Raw genomic sequence first — 23279 nt, 5'->3', positions numbered from 1 at the left:
TCTGAGTAAGAGCTTACAGGAATATTAAGTTGATTAGCAATGTAAGATATGATTAAGTCAGGTATTTGTTCCGAAGTATCAGGAAAACGAGCCCTTAGTTGAAAATATTTGAGTATTATAGCGAAACCTATTTTATTTCCACCAATCTTATTAGTTAGTAATTTTAATTCTTGGGGAATAAGTGTCCAATTTTCGATTAGCTCTTCTGTTTGCCAATTTTTCTTGAGCATTAATTATTTTCACAATTTGCAGATCTAACAAATCTCACAATAGTCGGAAAAGGTCTATCTTCAAAAATATTTATAACTGCATACTATTTAATATTTGTCAAATGGTTATTTATTAACATATTTGTAAAACTTATCATTTGAGAGGAAAAAAGACTCTTAACAGTCAAGGAAGAAAAAAGACTAAAACTATTGCTAAGTATAGCTTTGAGCTTCTCACTGCCCCTCATGACACGAACCCTATGTTTCCGCCGTATCAGAGCTAAATCATTAGGTCATTCAGTAGAAATGAACTATAAATATTATCAAAATTTTAACTCTCAAGTAATTCTTGACTTATTTGAATCATCAAAAAAACATAAACAACCTATATCATTTCAATTAGCAATCAAATTAGTTGAACAAAAACTACAAAATATAGACGATGAGAAAAGAGATGATATGAAATCTTTTATATGGGATTTACTTAAAGATATTTACCAAATAGAATTACCAGAATTATTTTAAGAAAAACAAACATTCAATTTAAGATACTTTAAAAGGGCTTATTTGCCCTTTAATTACTTTAAGGATTAATCCTAAAGGGTATAGCGTAAACAACGAAAATAAACGTATATATTTTAAGAGTGAATCAGTACAATAATTCTAGGATAAAAACTTACAAAGTAAACATAATACCTTAATCTCACTTGTTACAGTGAAAAGATAGCTATTAAGTATGTTATAATCTAATCGTCAACAATAGTTAAAGTTCACTTGTTACAGTGAGTTATTGCATCCATGCACAAACACAACTTAGATAACCTAAAACCATTTAAGAGTAAATGGCAAAATACACCAACAAAACTAATTAGAGTACCTGAGACATTTGAAAATGAAATTTTAGCTTATGCTTATCAATTAGATTTAGGAATTAATCCTAATGAGTCACTTGTTACAGTGAAACTTAAAGAAATAGTAAACAAAATTGATAATCAAGAATCTGGTTATAAGATTAAGTATGCTAATAACTTAATCAAGGATATTAAACAATTAATTAACGAGGTAAATTATGAGTGAAAAAAGATTTAATAAAGTAATAAAATTTACGGCACATCCAAATATAGACAAAGCATTAAGAGAATACTGTAAAGAAAATAATGTTTTAATATCGGATGTGTTAAAGCTGATATTACTTGATTTTTTATATAATGCCAAAACGAGTTCACCTTTAGTTAAAAGCTATATTAAAAAAATGTATAAAGAAGATTTAATGCCAAGTCCTTTAAGTCCTAAACAATCTGATTTACATAAAAATTATGATTTAATGCAGATAATGATCAAACACGTCTCAGATAAAGAGATTTCTAAGGTTTTGGATGAAACGGTTAAAAATGATCGCAATAATGGTATGGACACAGTATAATAAAAATAATCCCTTCAGTAATTACCTGAAAGGATAGACTCAAACAATTCAAGGTGTTTAAAGGGTACACCTTACCAAAACCCTTTTTCACTGTTCTTAGCAGTGAACTTTAAACAATTCAAATAAAATTAAATATAATCCTATGGTATCAAAAAATAGCCAAATTAACGAGTTTTTGTCTTGTCTTGGATACTCTGAAGGTGAAAAAGTTTTCATTAGAACTATTCCTTTAGATAAAGAGAAGCCGCCAAAAAAAATCACCCTCACTTATCCGATCAACAATCCCCCCCAACAAGAATCAGGTTATGGAGTCTATTTCGTTGTTAATGGTCAAGGTAATTCTAAAAAAGATATTAAAACCGCAAAAGCCTTATTCTGTGAGTTTGACAATCTATCTTACGATGAACAATTAACCATATTAGATAAATTCAACTTACCATTTCCCACTATTCGATTATTTACCGGGGGTAAAAGCATTCATCATTACTGGATATTTGATCAACCCGTACCTATTGAACAATGGCAAGAATTAATTAAAGATTTAATTGATTATGTTGGATCAGATAAAGCGGTAAAAGACCCATCAAGAGTAATGAGATTACCAGATTATTTTCACTACTCAAAAGATGAAAACGGTAATCTAATTCAAGGAAAAAAATCAAAAGTCCTTAACGGTTCTTTAGATACTTACTCTTACGAAACTTTAAGAGATTTAATCCCTCGAAATATTCCCAAAGAGATAAAAAGAGTTATCAACAATTATCAAGTTACTGATAACGAAATTATCAACTTTATCAAAGATGTCATAAAACCTCATCAAAAAGGTAGTAATACTTATCAAAATTATCGAGAGTTATTAGGTGCAATAAAACAACTTTATGGAGAAGATATTGCTTTAAACATTGCTGATATTATCGGTTTAGATGATGATTATAACTGGTCACAAATTATTGAATCAACTAATGGTAATTTTGGATTAGGTACTATTTATTATCAGTTAATGGAGTTAGGATTGATCAATAAAAGTCAATGGACAAATTTGTTTAAATCAAATCAATCGAAATCTAGTAAAGTCACTGTTACAAGTGAAAAAGAAGACTCTCAAGATAATACTACAAACAATGAAAATATCATCAATGATTCTTGGGTAAATATTGCTACTGAAGAATTGTTTAGTGGTTATTGGATTAGTTTAAATGGTACTTTATATCAATTTAATGGTCAATATTATGAAGAAATAGAAGATGGAATAGTTAAACAAAAAATTAATTATTGGTGTGCTAATTATATTGATGATAAAGGTAAAAAAAGTAAAGCTAGTCCTAGCAGTGTTAAAAGTCTTTATGAATGGGTAAATCAAAAGTTTTATGTTTCACCATCAAAAATTAATTGCGAAGGAATACCTTTAAAAAATGGTTACTTAGCATTAGTTAAAGATGAAAATAATAAACCTAAATTTAAATTAAAACCTTATTCACCTGATATTTATTTTACTTATCAAAGTGAGGTAAGTTATGACCCAAAAGTTAGTCAAGAATCAGCAATCAAATTATTAGAATGCTTAGATGAACCGTACAAAAGTTTATTTATTAAAAGTATTAGTACTGTTTTAAGTTTCAAGACAATTAGAGAAAAATGGGATCGAATAAAAGCCCTTTTATTAATTGGTGATGGTAGCAACGGAAAAGATACGTTAAGAGAAGTAATCAGTTTAATTTTAGGTGAACAGGGCATAACATCCTGTTCATTAAATGACTTTTCACAATCAAGAGGTTTTAATTTAGCTCGACTTGCCACTAATCCTAAACTTAATTGGAGTAGTGAAAATAAAGAAATTAACATTGATTCTATTCAATCTCTTAAACAAGCTATCACGGGCGATCCGTTGTTTATTGAAGAAAAAGGAAAAGATGGTTTTGAAGTCAAATTAATTACTTTTTTCGTTTTCAATACTAATCATAAACCTGATTTAAAAGGGAATCAATTTGCCATGCAATCACGACTTACATTAATTCCCTTCCTTCATACGTTTTCTATGCGTCCAAAAAAAGGTGAGTTACAAGCTGATCCAAGATTTAAGCATGATAAAAATTTTCTGGTTAATGAAGTTGCACCAGCATTCTTAAATTTATTGATTGATGCTTTTTGGGATGTTTACCAAAACGGCATTAATTATCAGGAATCTGAAAGCTATTTTAATGAGGTCATTGAAGACAATAATCATTTAAGAAGATTTGCTAAAGATTTAGGATTAAGTTTCACTGGAGATGAATCAGATCGATTAAGTATTAGCGATATATATAGCCCTTTAATGCAATGGTATTTTGATAATGGATATGTAGAGTTTGAAACGAAAAACGAAAAAGTCAAAAATATTTGGTTAGATGATGACAAAAGAGACCCTGTTGTCAAACTCAGTAAAGATTTAAAACCAAGAATTTTAGAGCTATTCCCAAAAGTAAAAGAAAAGTGTCCTCAAGGAAAAAAATATTTATGTGGAATAAAATTTGATCTTGACTCACCTGACTCACCTAAAAATCCTGAAACTATTGATAATAAAGACTTTGATGTCAATCATGTTGACTCACCTATTGACTCACTTAAGACTCACCTAGTGACTCACCTAACTATTAATCTTGACTCACCTAATCTCAAAAACGGATCAAATTCTACCGCTTCACAAACTCAAAATGACTTATCTGAATCTAAAATTGATCCTTCTTTTAATCAATTATCTGGTTATCAAGATTTAAACAATAAAAAAGAACCTGATTTTGAAAAAAAAGAAAATAAAAATCAAAAAAGTGAGTCAGGTGAGTCAACAGGTGAGTCAATAAGTGACCCTAAAGTGAGTCAACAGGTGAGTCAACAAAAACCTGAAAACTCTAATAAAATCAATACTTTTACAAATTTAGGTGAGTCAACACAAGAAAAAGTGAGTCAAGAAAAAATCGAAGTTGATTTTATGGAAATGGTGAAAATTATTAATAACTTTTTGGAAACTAAGAAAGGATTAGTCAATAAAGAAGGGAAAAGAGGTTATATCAAGGCTTTTATCCAAAGAGACTATAAAAACTTCTATGACTTATCTGATAGTGAAGTAGTGAGTTTATATAACCATTGTGTTGATAATAAAAAAAATGATCTCCCAACACAACAAAAACCTGATTTCAAAATAGGGGATAAAATCCGAAGCTGTGGTGGTGCTATTTATGAGATTGTCAAAATCAATGGCAATGAGTCAATTGAAGGAAAATGTTTAGATTATTCTGAGTTTCCTCAATTTATTGGTCAAATACTTCCTCTTAAATTTAAAGAAATTAAAGAGATTATTACTACCAGTGAGAAAAAAGAAAAACAATTATTAAGTCTTTCTGATTATTCCGTAGGAGAAAAAGTCTATGTTTTACAAAATGGAAAAGATGATTGGTTATCCGCAACGGTAGAACAAAATTTTGACTATGGAGTGAAAGTTAAGTTAGATACTTTCGGATTTTTAATGATTGCTAATTCTAAATCTATCTGTAAAGAAAAGCCTTAACCATAAAACTAAGGTCAACTGACAAGATAAAAACATTCAAAGTTCTTGTCAGTTAGATTGAGTTGTCAATGGGTGAAATAGGGTGTCGAGTATTTTTCAACCTATAAGGGTTGAATTTATATATCCCTACGTTACCCATATCTACTCATAGCTAACTTATCCTTGTGCATTATCAAACCTTTAAGGGTTGATCCTATGGAAATGAGTTAATAACGGTTATCAACTTAGTTCTGTACTGTTTTTAGTATTCAAGTATTATTCTTATTTTGGATGCCGTTAGGATGCCGTTAGGTCGCGCGGAGATCCATAGGATGCCAACAAAACCAACCCGAAACCAACTGGTAACGAACTAAAGCAAAAATCACACTACAAAGATTTAGTCTTATTAACAATCATTAACTCTCTACCAATCCTTTAAGGTTCGGTAAAAGTTAGACAGAGTTAGAACTGGTTTTTAATATATTGTTACTTTCCTGTCATCGAATAATAAACAAAAAATCTAAGTAGAAAATGAGCAAATTATGAGCAAATATAAGTCTTTAATATGAGTGAAACCTATAAAAACGTATATGTAAAGAGAGTGATAGGGAATGGAGTATAGGGGAATCGAACCCCTCACCTCTGCGGTGCGATCGCAGCACTCTACCAACTGAGCTAATACCCCTAGTGACTCCTTCATTCTACCATAGATGAGGATTTTTCTAAAGTTCGATCGATCCAATCTAAATCCAACTCCATGAGATGATCAACACACCAATTGGCTTGTCTTTGGATAAAATGAAAAGGGTAAGTATTGGCAACTCCTACCACTGACATTCCAGCATTTTTCCCCGCCTTAATACCGATAGGAGTATCTTCTATCACTAGACATTCAGAAGGTTGCAAACACAAGTCAGGATTGTATTCATTGAGTTTTTTCATGGCTAATAAATAGCCTTCAGGAGAAGGTTTAAAAGTTTTGATGTCATTGCCTCCAACAATAACAGAAAAATACGGTTTGACATTAATTCTTTCCAAAATATACTCTACTTCTTGAGGCAAAATATCGGTGACAATGGCAAGGGCTAAATTACGAGTTTGCAAGTGAAGAATAAACTCAATTACCTTATCAAAAATCGGCAATTCTGGCATCTGAGACACAATATGATAATAAGCCTTTGCTTTATCTTCCATTAATTTTTTTAAATATTCATCAGAGACAATTCTTCCTTTTTTTGCTAAAATGTCCTTTAAATTAATTTCTTGATAATTACCATCAGAAGGGCGCAAATTTTCTTTTAATAAGATGTCGTCAATTAACTGTTTATGAATTATCTCATCATTAATAATTACGCCCTGAAAATCGAATAAAACTGCTTTTAAACTCATTATTATAGATACTAAAAATAACAACTGTCTCTAAAAAAAAGAAGAGAAGATAAGTTAAAAAATTAATTTAAGACTAACTTTGAAAACACTATCCTTTTTTTATAATTATTTTACTAGAACAAAAATACTTATACCCTAGATATATAAGATCAATTTTAGTCAAGTTTAAATCAATTCTCGTCAAGATTGCAACTATTATCTCTAAGGTAAGATAAAGAAAAGTTACATAAAATGAAAAAGTCTATGTTGCCTGATTATAAATTAATAGAAATACAAATTTTGGCTAGTGGAGATATTTTACAAATTCCTGTCTATACTTTTCAAGGAAAAAAAGAAGGGAAAAAAGTCTATATTCAAGCTAATTTACATGGTGCAGAAATTGTGGGAAATGCGGTTATTTATGAATTAATTGAGTTTTTTTCTACATTAAATAATGAGGATATTAACGGGGAAATTATTTTAGTCCCTATGTGTAATCCGATAGGAGTTAATCAACGTAATCTCTTTTTCTCTACGGGAAGATATAGCCCTTATGATGGACTTAATTGGAATCGTATTTTTTGGGATTATAGTCATGAAAATATTAATATTGATGATTTTGTTAGGGAAAATATGAATTTTTCTAAACAAGATATACAGGCTAATTTTTTTGATAATATTCTTAATAAGTTTCAGGAAAAACAGAATAATATTAATCACCGTCGAGGTGTTTCTTTTTCTGAACATTATCGCAATATTTTACAGTCTTTATCCTTATCGGCTAATTATATCATCGATATTCACAGTTCTAGTGTCAGTTCGATCGACTATCTTTATTGTTTTGATTATCGACAAAAAAGTGCTGATTATTTTCTCTTAGATTATGCTATTTTAATGAATAAATATGATGGCAATGCCTTTGATGAAGCCTTTTTAAATCCTTGGTTAATTTTAGAAAAAAAATTGAGTCAAGCGGGAAGAAATCTAATTTTTGATGTAGAATCATGGACACTAGAATTAGGCTCAGGTATGAGAGTCAATGAAGAATCTGTGAAAAAAGGATTTAAGGGTATTATTAACTATTTATCTGCAAAAAAAATACTCAATTTAGAAGTAGTTTTACCTGAAAAAAGTACTAAATTTATCCCTAAAAATACCATCAAAAGTTATTACGCAATTCAAGGAGGAATTATTCGCCATCGTTTAAAAGAAGGGACAAAAGTGAAAGAGGGTGATATGCTATATCAAATTCTCTCGTTTTCAAAAGGCAGTAAAATGCCCTTTATAATAGATATTGAATCCGCAGATGAAGGCATAATTTTTGATGTCTCTACTAACGATACTGTTAATCAAGGCGAGTATATTCTAGGTATTTTTCCCCATGTCTAATCAATCTTTTTTGCCCGTTATTCCCGTTGCATCCCCTGAGTTTAAGTCTGGGTTTATCGCTATTATCGGGCGCCCGAATGTGGGTAAATCTACTTTAATGAATCACTTAGTCGGACAAAAAATAGCTATTACTTCTCCAGTGGCACAAACAACCCGCAATCGTTTACGGGGAATTTTAACGACTCCCGAAGCGCAAATTATTTTTGTGGATACACCGGGTATTCATAAGCCTCACCATGAATTAGGTAAGGTTTTGGTGCAAAATGCTGTTTCTGCGATTAATAATGCTGATGTGGTTTTGTTTGTGGTGGATGCTTCTTCTTCTGCTGGTGGGGGCGATCGATATATTGCAGAAATATTACAAAAAAGTCAAACTCCTGTAATTCTGGGGTTAAATAAAACTGATTTACAAGGAGAAGATAGAGAGAAACTCAATGAAAGTTATCAAGAAATTTGTCTGGAAAACTGGCAAATGGTGAATTTTTCGGCGGTGACAGGGGAAGGATTAGACACTTTACAACAAGGATTAATTACCAAGTTAGATCATGGTCCTTATTATTATCCTCCTGATTTGGTCACAGATCAACCCGAAAGATTTATTATTGGGGAGTTAATTAGAGAACAAATTTTGTTATCCACAAAAGAAGAAATACCCCATTCTGTGGCGGTGACGGTGGAAAAGATGGAGGAGGGGGAGAAGTTAACTAAAATTTATGCGGCGATCAATGTGGAAAGAAACTCGCAAAAATCGATTATGATTGGTCATAAAGGTTCAATGTTAAAACAAATTGGTAGTGCTTCCCGTCAACAGATGCAAAAATTATTAAGCGGAAAAGTCTATTTAGAGTTGTTTGTCAAAGTTGAGCCTAAATGGCGCCAATCTCGATTAAGATTAGCTGAATTTGGCTATCAAGTGGATAAAAATTAATAGAAGAAGGGTTAAAACCCTCACTACGAACAAATAACAAATATTTTACAAAATCAATTAACTCTTTTTTCACAAGAAGAAAAATATAATTTTAACTTATCTTCTAATATTAATTTTGAGTTTTTAGCAGATAAAAGATTTTATAACTTAGCGATCGAGTTGAAAAATAAGTATAAAATAGTTTAACTAGATGTTGATAAAAAAGTTAAATGTTAAAGGTAGGAGAGGGGCAGACAGGAGAGACGCTTTTTTGTTTATAATAAATCTTTTAAATTTAGTTGTTCAAATTGCTGAAAAAAGGTTAATAAACGACTAGCAATTTTTTCTATTCCTCCTTCAATATTTGTCTCAATATTTAAAGGTAATACGGGATCGTGAAGGGATAAACGCAGTAAAAACCAGCCTTTTTCTGATGGTGATTGACAGGAAACTCTAATGCCTTCATAATTATTAGGTACGATCGTCCAATGGGGTTGATTAGCACTAAATTCGGTTAGTTTTTCGATGACTTTAGTGCCATATTCTTTAAAATTTTCGGCGTTAATTATTAATCTAAATTCTTCACTTTCTACTGGCTCTTTTAAATTGTTAATTAAGTCAGTTAAATCTTTATTAACTAATTTTAATTTAGCTAATTCTATTAATAGTTTTGTGACTAAATATGCACCATCATCGAGAAAATAATTTTCTTTGAGGGCTGCATGACCAGAGGTTTCGATCGCAATCCATGATTCCGTACCTTCTTGATTTAATCGCAAAGCCTCGTTAATCACATTTTTATAACCCCGTTTAAAACGGTGATGTTTTCCTTGCAAGTCTTCTTCGATAAAGGCGGTTAAACCATCGGATGTAATGGAGTCAGTCACGATCGTACTGTGAGGATGTTCTTTTAAAATGATGGCACTAATCAAGGCGATTAATTTGTTACGGTTTAACTCTTTTCCTTGACTATCCACGGCGGCACTTCGATCGACATCGGTGTCAAAAATAATACCGAAATCCGCTTGATGACGAATGACGGCTTGACAAATAGACTCCATCGCCTCTTTATTTTCAGGATTCGGGATATGATTAGGAAAAGTACCATCAGGCTCTAAAAATTGACTACCGTTTATATCCGCACCTAAAGGTTGTAAAACTTTTGTGGCATAAAAGCCTCCTGCACCATTTCCCGCATCGACAATGATTTTTAAGCCTTGAAGGGGAGTATCAAAGTTATCAGGATGATTGACTTCTTCTCTAATTTTGCTGACGAATTGATTAGCATACACCGTCATAAAATCTCGTTTTTCGATGAAACCTTCCTTCTCATTAGTCGGAAATTCTCCTTTTTCTGCCAAAGTCAGAATATCAGTAATATTTTGTTTTTCTAAGCCTCCTTTATCAGTGAAAAATTTTAAGCCGTTGCGATTAAAAGGAAGATGACTCGCCGTTAACATTATCCCACCATCACAGTTAAAACCTTCCGTAATGGTACTCATAAACATCGCAGGAGTGGAAGCCATAGCGAAATCATACACCTTTACCCCTAAAAGTTCGATCGAACTCATAAGCGCATTCATCAGGGTTTCTCCCGACAAACGGCTATCCCTACCAATGGAAATCACCAACTCTGAAGGTTTTTTGCCTTTTTCCTGACTTAACCACATGGTAAAAGCCTTGCCGATAGTCGCAATCACATCAGGAGTAAGGTTAACTTCTTCCCCTTCCACCCCCGTTAAAGCCACACCTCGAATATCTGAACCATTTTGCAATTTATGCCAATTAATATCTATCATAAATAGTGAATAGTAAATACTGGATAGTTTTTAATTCCTAATTCTATTCTTAATTCTATTCTTAATTCTCAATTTTCCATTCTCAATTCTCCATTATCCATACTCGGTTAAGATAATGTAAGGAATCATTAACTATTAAGATACTCATGGATACAAAGACTTTTAAACGTAATCTCCAACAATCAGACAATTACCATCGCAAAGGATTTGGGCATCAAGAAGAAGTTACCGCTACTTTAAATCAAGAATATCAAAGTAGTTTAATTCAAGGGATTCGTCAAAATAACTACAGGATGACAAAAGGTGATGTTACCATTCGCCTTGCTGAAGCCTTCGGGTTTTGTTGGGGGGTGGAAAGGGCTGTGGCTATGGCTTATGAAACTCGCACTCATTTTCCTACGGAAAAAATTTGGATTACTAACGAGATTATTCATAATCCTTCTGTCAATCAAAGATTAAAAGAGATGAATGTTGATTTTATTCCCATGGAAGGGGTAGAAAAAGATTTTTCTGTAGTTGATAAGGGTGAAGTAGTAATTTTACCTGCTTTTGGTGCTAGTGTGGGAGAAATGCAGTTACTTAATGATAAAGGTTGTACGATCGTAGATACAACTTGTCCTTGGGTTTCTAAAGTCTGGAATTCTGTGGAAAAACACAAGAAACGTAGTTATACTTCGATTATTCACGGTAAATATAAACATGAAGAAACCGTTGCTACAAGCTCTTTTGCAGGTACTTATTTAGTGGTTTTGAATATGGCTGAGGCTAACTATGTGGCTAATTATATTCTTAATGGCGGAGATAAACAGGAGTTTTTAACTAAATTTAAAAATGCTTATTCGGAGGGTTTTAACCCTGAAACAGATTTAGAAAGGTTAGGTATTGCGAATCAAACAACCATGCTAAAAAGTGAAACGGAAGCCATTGGTAAGTTATTTGAGCAAACTATGATGAAAAAGTATCCCACTAATGAGTTAAATGATCATTTTATGAGTTTTAACACCATTTGTGATGCTACTCAAGAAAGGCAGGATGCGATGTTAGATTTAGTCAAGGAAAAGCTAGATTTAATTGTGGTTATCGGTGGTTTTAATTCTTCTAATACTACTCATCTACAGGAGATTTCGATCGAGTATAACATTCCTTCTTACCATATTGATAGTGGCGATCGAATTTTTTTGAATAACAGAATTGAGCATAAACCCCTTGATAAAGATTTAGAAATCAAGGAAAATTGGCTTCCCCAAGGGAAAATTACCGTAGGGATAACTTCTGGGGCTTCCACTCCTGATAAAGTGGTAGAAGATGTTATCGAGAAAATTTTTATCTCCAAATCTTAAAAAAATTAGCCGTTAGCAATGGTTTTAGTTAAAGTTATAAAACAAATGATTTTAATTTCTGAGTTATTCAGCAACCCTAATTAAACCATTGTAATAAATTTCTAATGGCTAAAATAATCACCGTAATCATAAAAATTCTTCTTAACCATAAATTACTCAGTTTTAAAGCAAATTTTGCCCCTAAAATTGCTCCAAAAAACATAGTAACTCCCAAAATTATCCCTAATTTATAATCAACTAATCCTTGAGACATAAAAATTAAAGTAGCAATGAGGGAAGAAAAAATATTTAATACTTTAGTGACTGCCACCGCTTCCACAAAAGTCATATTTAAAAAACCCACAAAAGAAGCCGTAAGAGTGGTAACATAACCACCACTAAAAAATCCTCCATAAATGCCTAAGAAAAAAGTTAAAGCGTAACCAATTTTTGTGGCAATAGGGGAGGGTTTCTCTTTTTTTTCCACCCCTTGATTGCGATTTATTACGGAAAAAATTAACACCGCAATCATGAAAATAGAAATCAGTAACGGCATGGTGTCGGAAGGGATAATTAAAACTAATAACGCTCCTAAAATTGAGCCAACAACGGTTAAGATTGACAGTAAAGGTATATCTTTTCTTTGTTTAAGTATGTCACCTTTAAGAAAAGGAATTGTACCGCCAACACTCATAAATATTAACGCAAACATATTAGTTGCGATCGCACTAGCGGGAGAAATACCAAATTCCAACATCACTGGTACAGTAATCAAAGAGTTACTACCAGTAACAACACCAATGAAGCTAGTCAATAAAAAGATACCGATGAGGAAAAATAATTGAGTAGTTGTCAAAGTATATTCAATAAAATAGGTTTTAATTGTATTGTAATTTATTTAGACAACAAACAAAAGAAGAATTGAAAATGGAGAATGCAGAATTGAGAATTGAAAAATAAGAAATTATTTTATTTGTTTTGTTTACTGGTTTTGATGATACTTACTAATAATTTTATTAATTCTTCGCTATCATTAAAGATGGAATTATAGGCTTTTTCTTTTAAATAGTTAGTTTGATATAAAAGATCAATCCAGTATTGAGTTTCATTTGCTTCTTTGAGGGCAATATTCATTTTATGAATAAAGTCAGCTTTGCTTTCTGCGTGTTCCGATTCTCTCACTAATGCACCAATTGCAGTACCACTTCTTAGTATTTGTTTAGACAATACAAATTCTTGTTTATCTTCTCTAAGATACTGAGCTAGTTTAACAATCCGAATGGCAAAAGCAAAAGATTTATTTTTAATTACATTTTCCTTCATAAACTCACCATTATTGATCATCAATTCTCCATTCTCAATTCTCCATTCTCCATTATTCTAGGGTTTTATCCTTGACATTTTTAACGATACGAGATAACTCACTTTTTTCGTCAATACTAATGCGACTAGGTGAACCGCTAATAATACGCTCATAGTTACGGAAGGAATCTTTAATATTTGGTCCTTCTTTACTGATACTATATTCCCTAATACCTTTATCATGCCATGATCCTCGCATTTTGAATACGTTGATCGCCCTCGACATTTCGCCCCTAATTTCTACATACTGCAACATTAAAATAGTGTCGGTAATGGTGGAAATATGGGATTCGGTAATGGAATGTGCGCCCATAAATTGATCGGTGGTATTGGTGAAAAAGCCTGTAATTTCTTCCTGTTTAGCATAGCCCGTAACACCGATGACAAATTGACGGAAAGCATTATTAGTAACTCCCCTAGCTAATGCTGACAAGGAGTCGATCGCAATACGACTAGGTTTAAAATCAGCGATTTCTGATTTAATCATTTGTAAATGATCCTCTAAACCCGCCGATTCAGGATAAGAACAAATTAACTTAAGTAATCCTTTTTCTTCCATTTCCTCGAAATCGATACCCCAAGAGGAAGCATTACGGGATAGTTGCGCCCTCGATTCTTCATAGGCAAACAAAATCGCCTTTTCTCCTTGACGACAACCTTCTTCTAAGAATTTGCTGACTAACAGGGTTTTACCCGTACCCGTTGCGCCCGTTGCCAAGATAATGGAATCCTTGAAGAAACCCCCACCGCACATCTCATCGAGAATTTTAATCCCTGATGAACTACGAGTGTTAGACGATCGTTGTGTAAGTTGCATCGCCCCAAGGGGAAAGATATTAATACCATCCCCTGTAATGGTAAAGGGATATTCTCCCTTCATGTGGGTAGTACCTCGTAATTTAAGAATTTCTGCTGTACGTCTTCTTCTTTCACCTTCTAAGACGTTGCGCACAATTACCACGTTATCGGAAACAAATTCTTCCACCCCAAATCGTGCTACAGGTCCATATTCTTCTAGTCTTTCGGTCGTCATTACAGAGGTTACTCCTAGTAACTTTAACCTAGCTACGAGGCGAAAAATTTCCCGTCTGACAACGGAAGCGGCATCATACTGCTGAAATATTGCCGTTACAGAATCGATCGAAACTAACCTAGCTTGATATTTTTTAACAGCATATTGGATACGCTCAATTAAAGCCGATAAATCGAAATTACCTACTACTTCTTGACCTTCAGGATCGGGAGAAGCATCCAATATAAATAGTTTACCCTCATCGATTAAACTTTGTAAATCCCAACCGAAACTATAGGCATTTTGAATAATATCATTAGGGGATTCTTCAAAAGTAATAAACAACCCCGGATAGTCAAAATATTTGATACCATGATATAAAAATTGGATAGCAAAAAGGGTTTTTCCTGTACCCGATGTACCACTAACTAAAGTTGTTCTACCAATAGGTAAACCACCATGACTAATCTCGTCAAATCCTTCGATCATGGTGCGAATTTTTTGGACTCCTTTGGCTTTTAATTCTTCTTTTTTTATCTTATCCATTACCTAAATTAAAATTATTAAATTGTATGTTTAAAAAAATTGTTTTAATGATGTTAAAAAATGTTATTAAAAAATTATTCTCGATCTCTAATTTCCTCATATAATAAGTCTAAACCAATTAAGACTTTTTCTCGATCGGACAAATCCCCAATAATTTTGCGCACGGGAGGCGGTAACACTTTCGAGAGAGTCGGAGTCGCTAAAATTTTATCTTCCTCCGCTAATTGAGGATTCTTTAAAACATCAATAACTTTTAGGGCATATACCCCTTTAAATTCTTCTTCAAGGATATTTTTTAAGGTTTTTAAAGCCCTAACAGAATTAGGAGTATTCCCCGCTACATATAGCTTGAGAACATAAGTTTTTTTAAGGGGACTCATATCAATAGTTTTTATACTTATTTATTATGTTTTATATTTTATAATTATTTGTTAATTTAATCTACTGGAAATAATACTTCAAAAGGCAATTCTTCTTTAGGAATAGAACGGCGATACATTTCGCATAAATGAGCAATAATATCAATTAAAGCCAATCGATAATCCAGTAATATATCTTCATTTCTTCCCTCTAATTTTAATTTCTGTGCAAATTCATCCATTAATTCCATGTGAATTTCGAGAATTTGAGATACAGATAAATCAGCAAAAAATGCTTGATTCACAAACTGATCAATCTCTTGATTTACCTCACTTTCTTGATTAAAATAATTTAAAATAATTTCTCTATAGGCAAGGCTTAATTGTTCGATTAATTCCTGTTTTTCTGTTTGAGATAAATAGCGATAAAAATAATTAGGATTTCGATTATAATAAACCCCTAAATATCCTAATCTTTCCTTTAGTTTTTCAGCTAATCTTCTTTGTTGTAATAATAAAAAATTTTGTTTTTGCTCTATTTGTTTAGAGGTATTTTGAGGATTTTCCAGAATGGAACAACTAGGTGCTAAATGTAAAAATTGCGCGATCGATCTGTCAATATAGCTGATAATATTGCCTAACTCTCTTAATCGAATACGCACTTCCGCACTATGATAAAGATGCTCAAGACTATGAGAATCCCCAGAAAAATCATTGTTTAATTTTACTTCTGAATCGATGGTGATAGACTCTCTGGATAAATCCAAATCATCAGGCTCAATAATAACTACTGGTAAAATTAAACCCACATCATAAAATTCTTTAATTAGAGGAATGCTCACCTCATCATTGAAGATGATCAAACAGTCTAATTTTTCTTTATTATCTATGACAAATTGTTTTAATTCTGCCACAGAATTGAGGATATGTAAATGATAACGATCGCACAGAGACAACTTCCCATCGCCACTCAGTAACTGGGTTAAAGAGTGAACAATTTGTACTACGGGAACAAAGATACAAATGGATAATCGAGAAGACAAGGGATTTTACTATGACATTAAATGATGTACTCAGGTATATGTTAACTTGACGAGGAATGAATTAGCAAATGAATCAGAAAATAGGAGATAGGAGATAGGAGATAGGAGATAGAATTGATTTAAACATTAGCCGAATTGATTCTTCGCAATGATGTATTAAATTTAATTCTCTTTATAGCAGTTAGTTATGAGTTGTGAGAATTTGATCCCCCCTAACCCCCCTTAAATAAAGGGGGAAATTTTGTTACCTATAATTAATTGTTAAAACTTTTTAGGTTTGTTAAGCAGTAACTAAAGACAACATTTCTCCCGTAAGGCTAAAGGGGCGAACTTCTGTGATTTTCACAGGCACAATTTTACCCTTTAACTCCGTTAAATCTCCCTTAAAGAAGGTTAAACGATTGCCGTCAGTTCTTCCCACTACTTGGGTGGTATCTTTAGGGTTAATATCTTCTACTAATACTTGTTCTACTCTATTTAAGTATCTTTGAGACCTTTCTGCTGCTTTTACTCCCACTAAATGATTTAACCTTTGAAGTCGATCGCTCTTTTCTTCTTCGCTAATTTGATTATCCCATAAAGCGGCAGGAGTATTGGGGCGGGGAGAATAAGCCGCCGTGTTAAGTTGATCAAAACCGATGTCATCCACCAAATTTAAGGTATTCTGGAACTGTTCTTCTGTCTCTCCCGGAAAACCGACGATGGCATCGGCACTAATGGAGGCATGGGGCATATAATGGCGAATCTTGCTGATAATATCACGATAACGCTCATGGGTATAGCCTCGTTTCATGGCTTTTAATATCTCATTATCTCCCGACTGAAAGGGAATATGGAAATGTTCGCATACCTTCGGTAATTCGTGACAAGCCTTGATTAAGCGCTCGGTAAAATAACGGGGGTGAGAGGTAGCAAAACGGATTCGATCGATCCCTTCCACATCATGGATATAATAGAGTAAATCCGTTAAAGTGTGTAAATGTCGCCCCGTTTCCGTTGTACCGGGTAAATCACGACCGTAAGCATCGATATTTTGACCTAATAAAGTGACTTCCTTAAAACCTTGACGAGCAATATCTTCAATTTCCGCTTTAATCGACTCAGGAGTGCGGGATTGTTCTACACCCCTAACACTAGGGACAACGCAATAGCTACATCTCTCGTTACAACCATAAATAATATTTACCCATGCCGAAACGTTACTTTCACGGCGAGGCTTGGTAATATCTTCGTAAATGTGGATCGGCTCAGTAGCGACAACCTGATTACCAGCGAACACCTGATCTAATAAACTATCTAAACGATTAGCGTGTTGTGGTCCCATAACTAAGTCTAACTCAGGAACACGTCTTAATAACATTTCTCCTTCCTGTTGGGCAACACAACCAGCGACAACAAGAGTTAAGTCTGGTTCATTTTGCTTCCGTTTTGCCTGTCTGCCCAAGTAAGAATAAACTTTTTGTTCGGCGTTATCTCTGATGGTACAGGTATTATAAACAATCAGATTAGCATTATTTGGGTCTTCGGTAAACTCAAAACCCATATTTTCTAATATACCTGCCATGCGCTCAGAATCTGCTTTGTTCATCTGACAGCCAAAGGTAGTAATATTATAACGACGTTTTTGCTCGATCATAGTTTGGATAACAATTAATCATAAAATTTAGCTTAACCTTCCTAGTATAACTTTTCTCCCCCTTCGATCGAGTAATTAAACTCAAGATTTTATCTAAAACCTACCTAACACCTACCCTCATCAGAAAACGATGAGACAACCTTACTTACATGACAGAATGCCCCAAGGCTAACCCCATGACTAACATTCCCAATACGAGAAAGGGTTGCGCACTGGCTTGATATTTGACATCATTTTTTAATGGGTCTCTTAAAAAGTACATATCTTGGAAAGTTATTTGTGGTATAACTAACAATAAGAGAATGGTGGCATAAAGATTTTGATGAATAGAAATTAAATATGCTCCCATGCCAATTTGAAACACATCGATCATAATTACGCAAATCCAAGCGGCAGTGGTTACTCCAAACATTACGGGTAAGGATTTTAACCCTAATTCTTGATCGCCCTCAACACTTTTGAAATCATTTACCACTGCGATGCCTAATCCTGCCATACTATAGATTAAGGTGAGAATTACGATCGTCCAGTTTAACTCACCGAATAGAGCATGACCAGCCCACCAAGGTAGTGCAATATAACTCGAACCGAGTGCATAGTTACCTAACCAACCATTTTTCTTGAGTTTAAGAGGAGGTGCAGAATAAATATAGGAAATAAATGATCCTCCCACAGCTAAACAGGTTAATATGGGGAATTCATGATTTGCCCACACATCTAAACCGTAGGCGACACCGATACCGGCAAATAGTAAAACGAGAATTTGGGTTACTACTTGGGGAATGGAGATAATCCCCGATGGAATGGGGCGATATGGCTCGTTGATTGCATCTATATCTCGATCGTAAAAATCGTTGATAGTTTGAGTATAACCCGCTAACAGAGGACCTGACATCAACATACAAGTTAACGCCATCAAGAAATCTTCCCAACCCCACACATAACCTCCAGAGGAAGCCGCACCACACACAACCCCCCAAATCAAGGGAATCCATGTAATAGGTTTCATCAACTGAAGCCTAATTTGCCAGATGTTTTTGGCTTGGGTTGCCCCTTTCATGCCTAATAGTTGCCTAGCTTTTGAGCCTTTGTCATCTCGATCGAGTTCTACTTTGGTATAATCTTTATCTTCTGTATTTGTCATTATTTTAATGAAGCCTAAAAGTTAACATATTCATTAGAGAATAGTATAACAATCACTGTCACTGTTGACAGTTGACCATGAATAATGAATAATTAACAATTAACAATGAATAATTAACAATGAATAATTAACAACTAATAATGAAGAAAAAAGTTCAATTTATTGAACGATAACTATTAGACGTGTAATTTATTACACGGCGTGTCGTTGATTAACATCCCAACCCCCTAACCCCCTAACACCCTAACACCCTAACACCTTTTTATGCACAAAATCCCCGTTACTGTTATCACTGGTTTTCTCGGCGCTGGAAAAACTACCCTATTGCGTCACCTATTACAAAATAATGAGGGTAGAAGAATCGCTGTGATTGTCAATGAATTTGGAGAGGTTGGTATTGACGGGGATTTGTTACGCAGTTGTCAAGTGTGTGATGATGACGGTATGGAAAGCACGAATATTATTGAGTTAACTAACGGTTGTCTTTGCTGTACTGTACAAGAAGAATTTTATCCTACTATGCAGGAATTGTTGACCAAAAAGGATAAGATAGATTCGATCGTCATTGAAACATCAGGATTAGCATTACCAAAACCATTGATACAGGCTTTTAAATGGCAAGAAATTCGCAACCATGCCACTGTAGATGGAGTTATTACCGTGGTGGATGCTGACGCTTTGGCTAAAGGGAAATTAGTGGGAGATTTACAGGCTTTAGAAACCCAAAGAGCCAATGATCCTAGTTTAGATCATGAAAGTTCGATCGAGGAATTATTTGAAGATCAATTAGCTTGTGCTGATTTAGTCTTATTAACAAAAACAGACTTACTAGAAGATAAAGAATTAACCACCGTCAAGGATTGGTTAGAAACAGAATTACGCACGGGAATTAAAGTTATTCCTTGTCATCAAGGGGAGATTAACTCGAATATTTTATTAGGTTTTAACGCTATGGTAGAGGATGATTTATCTAATCGTCCCTCCCATCATGACACAGAGGAAGATCATGATCACGATGATGATATTGAGTCAAGAGAATTATTCATCGAAAACTCCGTTAATCCCCAAGAATTACTCTCTACATTACGCAGTTTTGTGGAAAAATCTGAGATTTATCGTATCAAGGGTTTTGTTAATGTGACTGATAAACCAATGCGGATGGTATTACAAGGAGTAGGCGATCGATTTGAAACATTTTTCGATCGACTTTGGAAACCCGAAGAAAAAAGAGCCACAAAATTAGTTATAATCGGACGTAATTTAAGAGATTTTCAAAGAGAAATTAATAATTAAAATCAATTACAATATTTGTTGCCTGTTGCCTTCTTACTTTTACAAATAAATACTCACAATATCGATAGGTAAAAAATTGAGTAATCGAGAATGGGCTTGGGTATAATAGGCTTTAATTTCAGCTAAGGTTATGGTTTGTTTTTGTTGTTGTAAATAGTCTAAGATTTTTTCATTTTCCCAATTAAATTTATCTTTAGTTAACAAAATTATTCTTTCAATATTGGATAGCTTATCAAGATTTTTTTGAAGGTAATATTTTAAAGGGAAAAATCTGATTTCTAAATGCTCATCACTTTTGTTGGTAGAAGTTACGATAATTTTTTCTGCTGTCAAAAATTCGTTAACTAATTGGGTGATAATTTCTGATAAGAGAGATTTTTTTTCAAGATTGTAGTTTAAAAGTCGATCGAACATAAAAAACCATAAATTCTCTAAATAGGGTAAAGAAAGCTCAAGATTATGGAAATTTTTAGCTACTTTTTGAGGAAAATCGGCATAACGAAAAAACAACATAATTAAATAGCGTGACTGTTGGGGATATTTTTGCCATAATATCCACAATTCTAAATCATCAACGTTGTGTAAAGGTTTAATTAATTCATGATTTAATTCAAGAAAAACATCATTATCAATACTCATAATTAGAGGTTGCCTCATAGTCAATCGATTAGGGAGATAGGAGTTAGGAGACAGGAGATAGGAAGAATGATAATTAAGAATTTTCTAAGAATACCCCTAAATTACGGAATTTTTGATACCTCAATTCTTTTCTTTGTTCGATCGAAAGGTTGTCTAAATATTCTAAATTATCTAAAATACCTTGTTTCAGTATAGATGCAGTGGCAAGGGGATCGGAATGAGCGCATCCGGGAGGTTCGGGTAATATACGATCGATTATACCCAATTCCTTCAAATCTTTAGCCGTAATTTTCAGTGCGATGGCCGCTTGTTCCGATTTTTTCGCATCTTTCCAAAGGATAGCGGCACAGGCTTCAGGACTCGCTACAGTGTAAACAGAGTGTTCAAACATCATCAACTTTTCGGCAACTCCAATGCCTAAAGCACCTCCAGAACCGCCTTCACCGATTACAGTAGTAACAATGGGAACATCTAAGCTGAACATTTCCCTTAAATTATAGGCGATGGCTTCCCCTTGTCCTAATTTTTCCGCCTCGACTCCTGCATAAGCCCCCGGAGTATCAATAAAGGTGATAATGGGCATAGAAAAACGGTTAGCATGCTCCATTAAACGCATGGCTTTACGATAACCGCCGGGGGAAGCCATACCAAAATTACGAGCTACGTTGTCTTTTGTGTCTCGTCCTTTTTGATGTCCTATAATCACTACTGCACGTCCATTTAAACGGGCAATTCCGCCAATTAGGGCTGGATCATCATAACCCCTTCGATCGCCGTGTAATTCAAACCATTCATCGGTCATCGCTTGAATATAATCAAGGGTGGAAGGGCGACGGGGATGCCGCGCTATTTGTAATTTTTGGGAAGGGGTGAGAGTGCTGTAAATTTCTTTGCGTAGTTGCTCGGCTCTATCTTCCAATTCCTTTAACTGCTCGGAAACGTCCACTTGATTTTTTTCAGCTAACTCCCGAATTTGATTAATTCTAGTTTGTAATTCCACTAGGGGTTTTTCAAATTCTAATAAAAAGGTACGTTTTTGTTCTGATTTTGCCATAAAAATTGATATATATAATTAGTAATTTTAAAATAGTTATTTATTTTTGTAAAAAAGGAATATATCGGATTTACGCCAAGATAAGCATATTTTGTCATTGCAAGGCACGTTCCCGTAGGTGTAGCAATCTCTTAATTCTTTTTGTTACAAATATCTAAGTCTTAATATCGCTAAATTAAACCCAAACACAATAATAAACCACTAAAAAAATGTAGATTTACAGCGATAAATTTGCTATTTTTTACTTTTTCTGGTTGATCATGATATTGCCTTACATGGTTGATTAATTGATAAGCAATGGGCAAACTTAGCATTACTATTAAAGCATTATCGGGAAGTATTTTGATTAGGGTTAACACAACACATAAACTATAGAACAAAATTACTGAGATGATTAATACTTTTGCTCCTAAATCTGTGCCTAATCTGACTATGGGAGATTTTTTTCCTGCGGTAATGTCATCGGTAACTTGATGAAAATGAGAACAAAAAAGGATGATGGATGTGGATATACCAATGATAGTTGATGCCCAAAGAGATGATGCTGAAAAAGATTGAGCTTGACTATAATAAGCAGATGCGATCGCCATAGGTCCAAAAGTGACAAAACAGATTATTTCCCCTAAACCTAAATAACCAAAACGAAAAGGAGGTCCTTGATAAGTGTAACCTAATGCACAACTAGCGATAATTAACCATAACACAGTCCAATCCTTGAGCCAATAATTTATTAACAAAATTCCCCCTAAACCCAATAATAAAAAGCCGATACTAATCCAGAAGATTAGGTTACGATTTCCTGTCAGATTTACTACTGAATGAGCTTTATTTACGTCTATTCCCGTATCAGAGTCAAAAACATCGTTACTGAGATTTAACCATGCAATAATGAAAATTCCTGAGAGTAAGAAAGTCAAGAAAATATTAAGATGAAATATTCCCGTTTCACCATAGGCTAAAGCCGTGCCAAAACCAATGGGAATAACTGCGACAGTGTACATGGGAGGTTTTATGGCGGCAAACCAAAGTTTATTTTTGCTAGGGGATGTATTGATATTTGATGATTTTGCCTGTTCGGTTATAGTCATGATCTCTAATTCGATATGATAGGGATTAGGGAATTGATAATAGACTTCTTGCGGAAGTCGAGTAATGAGTAATGAATAATAAGTAATGAGTTAAAAAATTAACATTTTTCACCCTAAATACAGATTTTACTTTTTATTGTGCAAGAGGTCTAATGAATAATGAATAATT

At 33.7% G+C, this 23279-nt stretch carries 21 protein-coding genes and 1 tRNA gene; 8 read left to right on the top strand and 14 right to left on the bottom strand.

Annotated features, from left to right (window positions below; genetic code table 11):
• Positions 1–230 (bottom strand): DUF4158 domain-containing protein (locus SYN6308_RS22095; RefSeq protein ID WP_017293915.1); only part of this gene is annotated, 230 nt, incomplete at its 3' end.
• A gap of 225 nt (positions 231–455) precedes the next feature.
• Here SYN6308_RS22095 and SYN6308_RS07970 point away from each other — a divergent pair.
• The 4 genes from SYN6308_RS07970 (at position 456) to SYN6308_RS07955 (ending at position 5173) form a co-directional block, all read left to right on the top strand.
• On the top strand, positions 456–734 hold the full coding sequence (locus SYN6308_RS07970; protein WP_144051410.1) for a hypothetical protein: 279 nt from the start codon (positions 456–458) through the stop codon (positions 732–734).
• A gap of 273 nt (positions 735–1007) precedes the next feature.
• Positions 1008–1286 (top strand): hypothetical protein, encoded by a 279-nt coding sequence (locus SYN6308_RS07965; protein ID WP_017293913.1) that lies wholly within the window; start codon positions 1008–1010, stop codon positions 1284–1286.
• Positions 1279–1632 (top strand): hypothetical protein, encoded by a 354-nt coding sequence (locus SYN6308_RS07960; protein WP_017293912.1) that lies wholly within the window; start codon positions 1279–1281, stop codon positions 1630–1632. Before SYN6308_RS07965 ends, SYN6308_RS07960 begins: the two co-directional genes overlap by 8 nt.
• A gap of 142 nt (positions 1633–1774) precedes the next feature.
• Positions 1775–5173: a DUF5906 domain-containing protein gene (locus SYN6308_RS07955; protein WP_017293911.1), complete on the top strand. Its 3399-nt coding sequence runs from the start codon at positions 1775–1777 to the stop codon at positions 5171–5173.
• Positions 5174–5764: 591 nt separating this feature from the next.
• On the opposite strand, the gene SYN6308_RS07950 is transcribed toward SYN6308_RS07955, so the two are convergent.
• Positions 5765–5837: transfer RNA gene (locus SYN6308_RS07950), tRNA-Ala, on the bottom strand.
• An 11-nt stretch (positions 5838–5848) separates the two neighbouring features.
• Entirely contained in the window at positions 5849–6541 is a 693-nt protein-coding gene (locus SYN6308_RS07945) for an HAD family hydrolase (protein ID WP_017293910.1), read from the bottom strand.
• A 231-nt stretch (positions 6542–6772) separates the two neighbouring features.
• Between SYN6308_RS07945 and SYN6308_RS07940 the strand changes: the two genes are divergently transcribed.
• Both SYN6308_RS07940 and era read left to right on the top strand, forming a co-directional pair.
• Entirely contained in the window at positions 6773–7909 is a 1137-nt protein-coding gene (locus tag SYN6308_RS07940; RefSeq protein WP_237741269.1) for a succinylglutamate desuccinylase/aspartoacylase family protein, read from the top strand.
• Positions 7902–8837, top strand: coding sequence for a GTPase Era (era, locus tag SYN6308_RS07935; RefSeq protein ID WP_017293908.1), 936 nt, complete (start codon positions 7902–7904; stop codon positions 8835–8837). The genes SYN6308_RS07940 and era overlap by 8 nt, the downstream gene beginning before the upstream one ends.
• Positions 8838–9091: 254 nt before the next feature.
• On the opposite strand, the gene SYN6308_RS07930 is transcribed toward era, so the two are convergent.
• A complete protein-coding gene (locus tag SYN6308_RS07930; protein WP_017293907.1) occupies positions 9092–10615 on the bottom strand; it encodes a phosphomannomutase/phosphoglucomutase in 1524 nt (507 codons plus the stop codon).
• A gap of 146 nt (positions 10616–10761) precedes the next feature.
• Between SYN6308_RS07930 and SYN6308_RS07925 the strand changes: the two genes are divergently transcribed.
• Positions 10762–11955 carry a 4-hydroxy-3-methylbut-2-enyl diphosphate reductase gene (locus SYN6308_RS07925; protein WP_017293906.1) on the top strand — a complete coding sequence of 398 codons (1194 nt, stop codon included), beginning with the start codon at positions 10762–10764 and terminating at the stop codon, positions 11953–11955.
• A gap of 76 nt (positions 11956–12031) precedes the next feature.
• Here SYN6308_RS07925 and SYN6308_RS07920 read toward each other — a convergent pair whose 3' ends face one another.
• The 7 genes from SYN6308_RS07920 to chlG all read right to left on the bottom strand — a co-directional run bounded on the left by SYN6308_RS07920 (position 12032) and on the right by chlG (position 19036).
• Positions 12032–12790, bottom strand: coding sequence for a sulfite exporter TauE/SafE family protein (locus SYN6308_RS07920; RefSeq protein ID WP_026101982.1), 759 nt, complete (start codon positions 12788–12790; stop codon positions 12032–12034).
• Positions 12791–12903: 113 nt separating this feature from the next.
• Entirely contained in the window at positions 12904–13278 is a 375-nt protein-coding gene (locus tag SYN6308_RS07915) for a four helix bundle protein (protein WP_237741268.1), read from the bottom strand.
• A 31-nt stretch (positions 13279–13309) separates the two neighbouring features.
• A complete protein-coding gene (gene kaiC / locus SYN6308_RS07910) occupies positions 13310–14854 on the bottom strand; it encodes a circadian clock protein KaiC (protein WP_017293902.1) in 1545 nt (514 codons plus the stop codon).
• Positions 14855–14928: 74 nt separating this feature from the next.
• Positions 14929–15234, bottom strand: a complete 306-nt coding sequence (kaiB, locus tag SYN6308_RS07905) for a circadian clock protein KaiB (RefSeq protein WP_017293901.1) — start codon at positions 15232–15234, stop codon at positions 14929–14931.
• 56 nt (positions 15235–15290) lie between these two features.
• Positions 15291–16256, bottom strand: coding sequence for a circadian clock protein KaiA (locus SYN6308_RS07900; RefSeq protein ID WP_026101981.1), 966 nt, complete (start codon positions 16254–16256; stop codon positions 15291–15293).
• Between the two features lie 280 nt (positions 16257–16536).
• Complete coding sequence (gene miaB / locus SYN6308_RS07895; protein ID WP_017293899.1) at positions 16537–17892, bottom strand: tRNA (N6-isopentenyl adenosine(37)-C2)-methylthiotransferase MiaB; 1356 nt, start codon at positions 17890–17892, stop codon at positions 16537–16539.
• Positions 17893–18037: 145 nt separating this feature from the next.
• Complete coding sequence (chlG, locus tag SYN6308_RS07890; RefSeq protein ID WP_017293898.1) at positions 18038–19036, bottom strand: chlorophyll synthase ChlG; 999 nt, start codon at positions 19034–19036, stop codon at positions 18038–18040.
• A gap of 264 nt (positions 19037–19300) precedes the next feature.
• On the opposite strand from chlG, the gene cobW reads away from it, so the two are divergent.
• Entirely contained in the window at positions 19301–20329 is a 1029-nt protein-coding gene (gene cobW, locus SYN6308_RS07885; RefSeq protein ID WP_017293897.1) for a cobalamin biosynthesis protein CobW, read from the top strand.
• A gap of 39 nt (positions 20330–20368) precedes the next feature.
• Here the strand turns inward: cobW and SYN6308_RS07880 are convergent, their stop codons facing one another.
• The 3 genes from SYN6308_RS07880 to menA all read right to left on the bottom strand — a co-directional run bounded on the left by SYN6308_RS07880 (position 20369) and on the right by menA (position 23110).
• Positions 20369–20968: a hypothetical protein gene (locus SYN6308_RS07880; RefSeq protein ID WP_017293896.1), complete on the bottom strand. Its 600-nt coding sequence runs from the start codon at positions 20966–20968 to the stop codon at positions 20369–20371.
• Between the two features lie 73 nt (positions 20969–21041).
• On the bottom strand, positions 21042–22022 hold the full coding sequence (accA, locus tag SYN6308_RS07875; protein WP_017293895.1) for an acetyl-CoA carboxylase carboxyl transferase subunit alpha: 981 nt from the start codon (positions 22020–22022) through the stop codon (positions 21042–21044).
• A 170-nt stretch (positions 22023–22192) separates the two neighbouring features.
• Positions 22193–23110 carry a 2-carboxy-1,4-naphthoquinone phytyltransferase gene (menA, locus tag SYN6308_RS07870; protein ID WP_017293894.1) on the bottom strand — a complete coding sequence of 306 codons (918 nt, stop codon included), beginning with the start codon at positions 23108–23110 and terminating at the stop codon, positions 22193–22195.
• Positions 23111–23279: the final 169 nt, after the last annotated feature.

The organism is Geminocystis herdmanii PCC 6308, assembly GCF_000332235.1.
GTDB classification, from domain to species: Bacteria; Cyanobacteriota; Cyanobacteriia; order Cyanobacteriales; family Cyanobacteriaceae; genus Geminocystis; species Geminocystis herdmanii.
The sequence above is the reverse complement of the archived record's forward strand: the minus strand, read 5'-3'. Positions and strand labels throughout refer to the sequence as shown.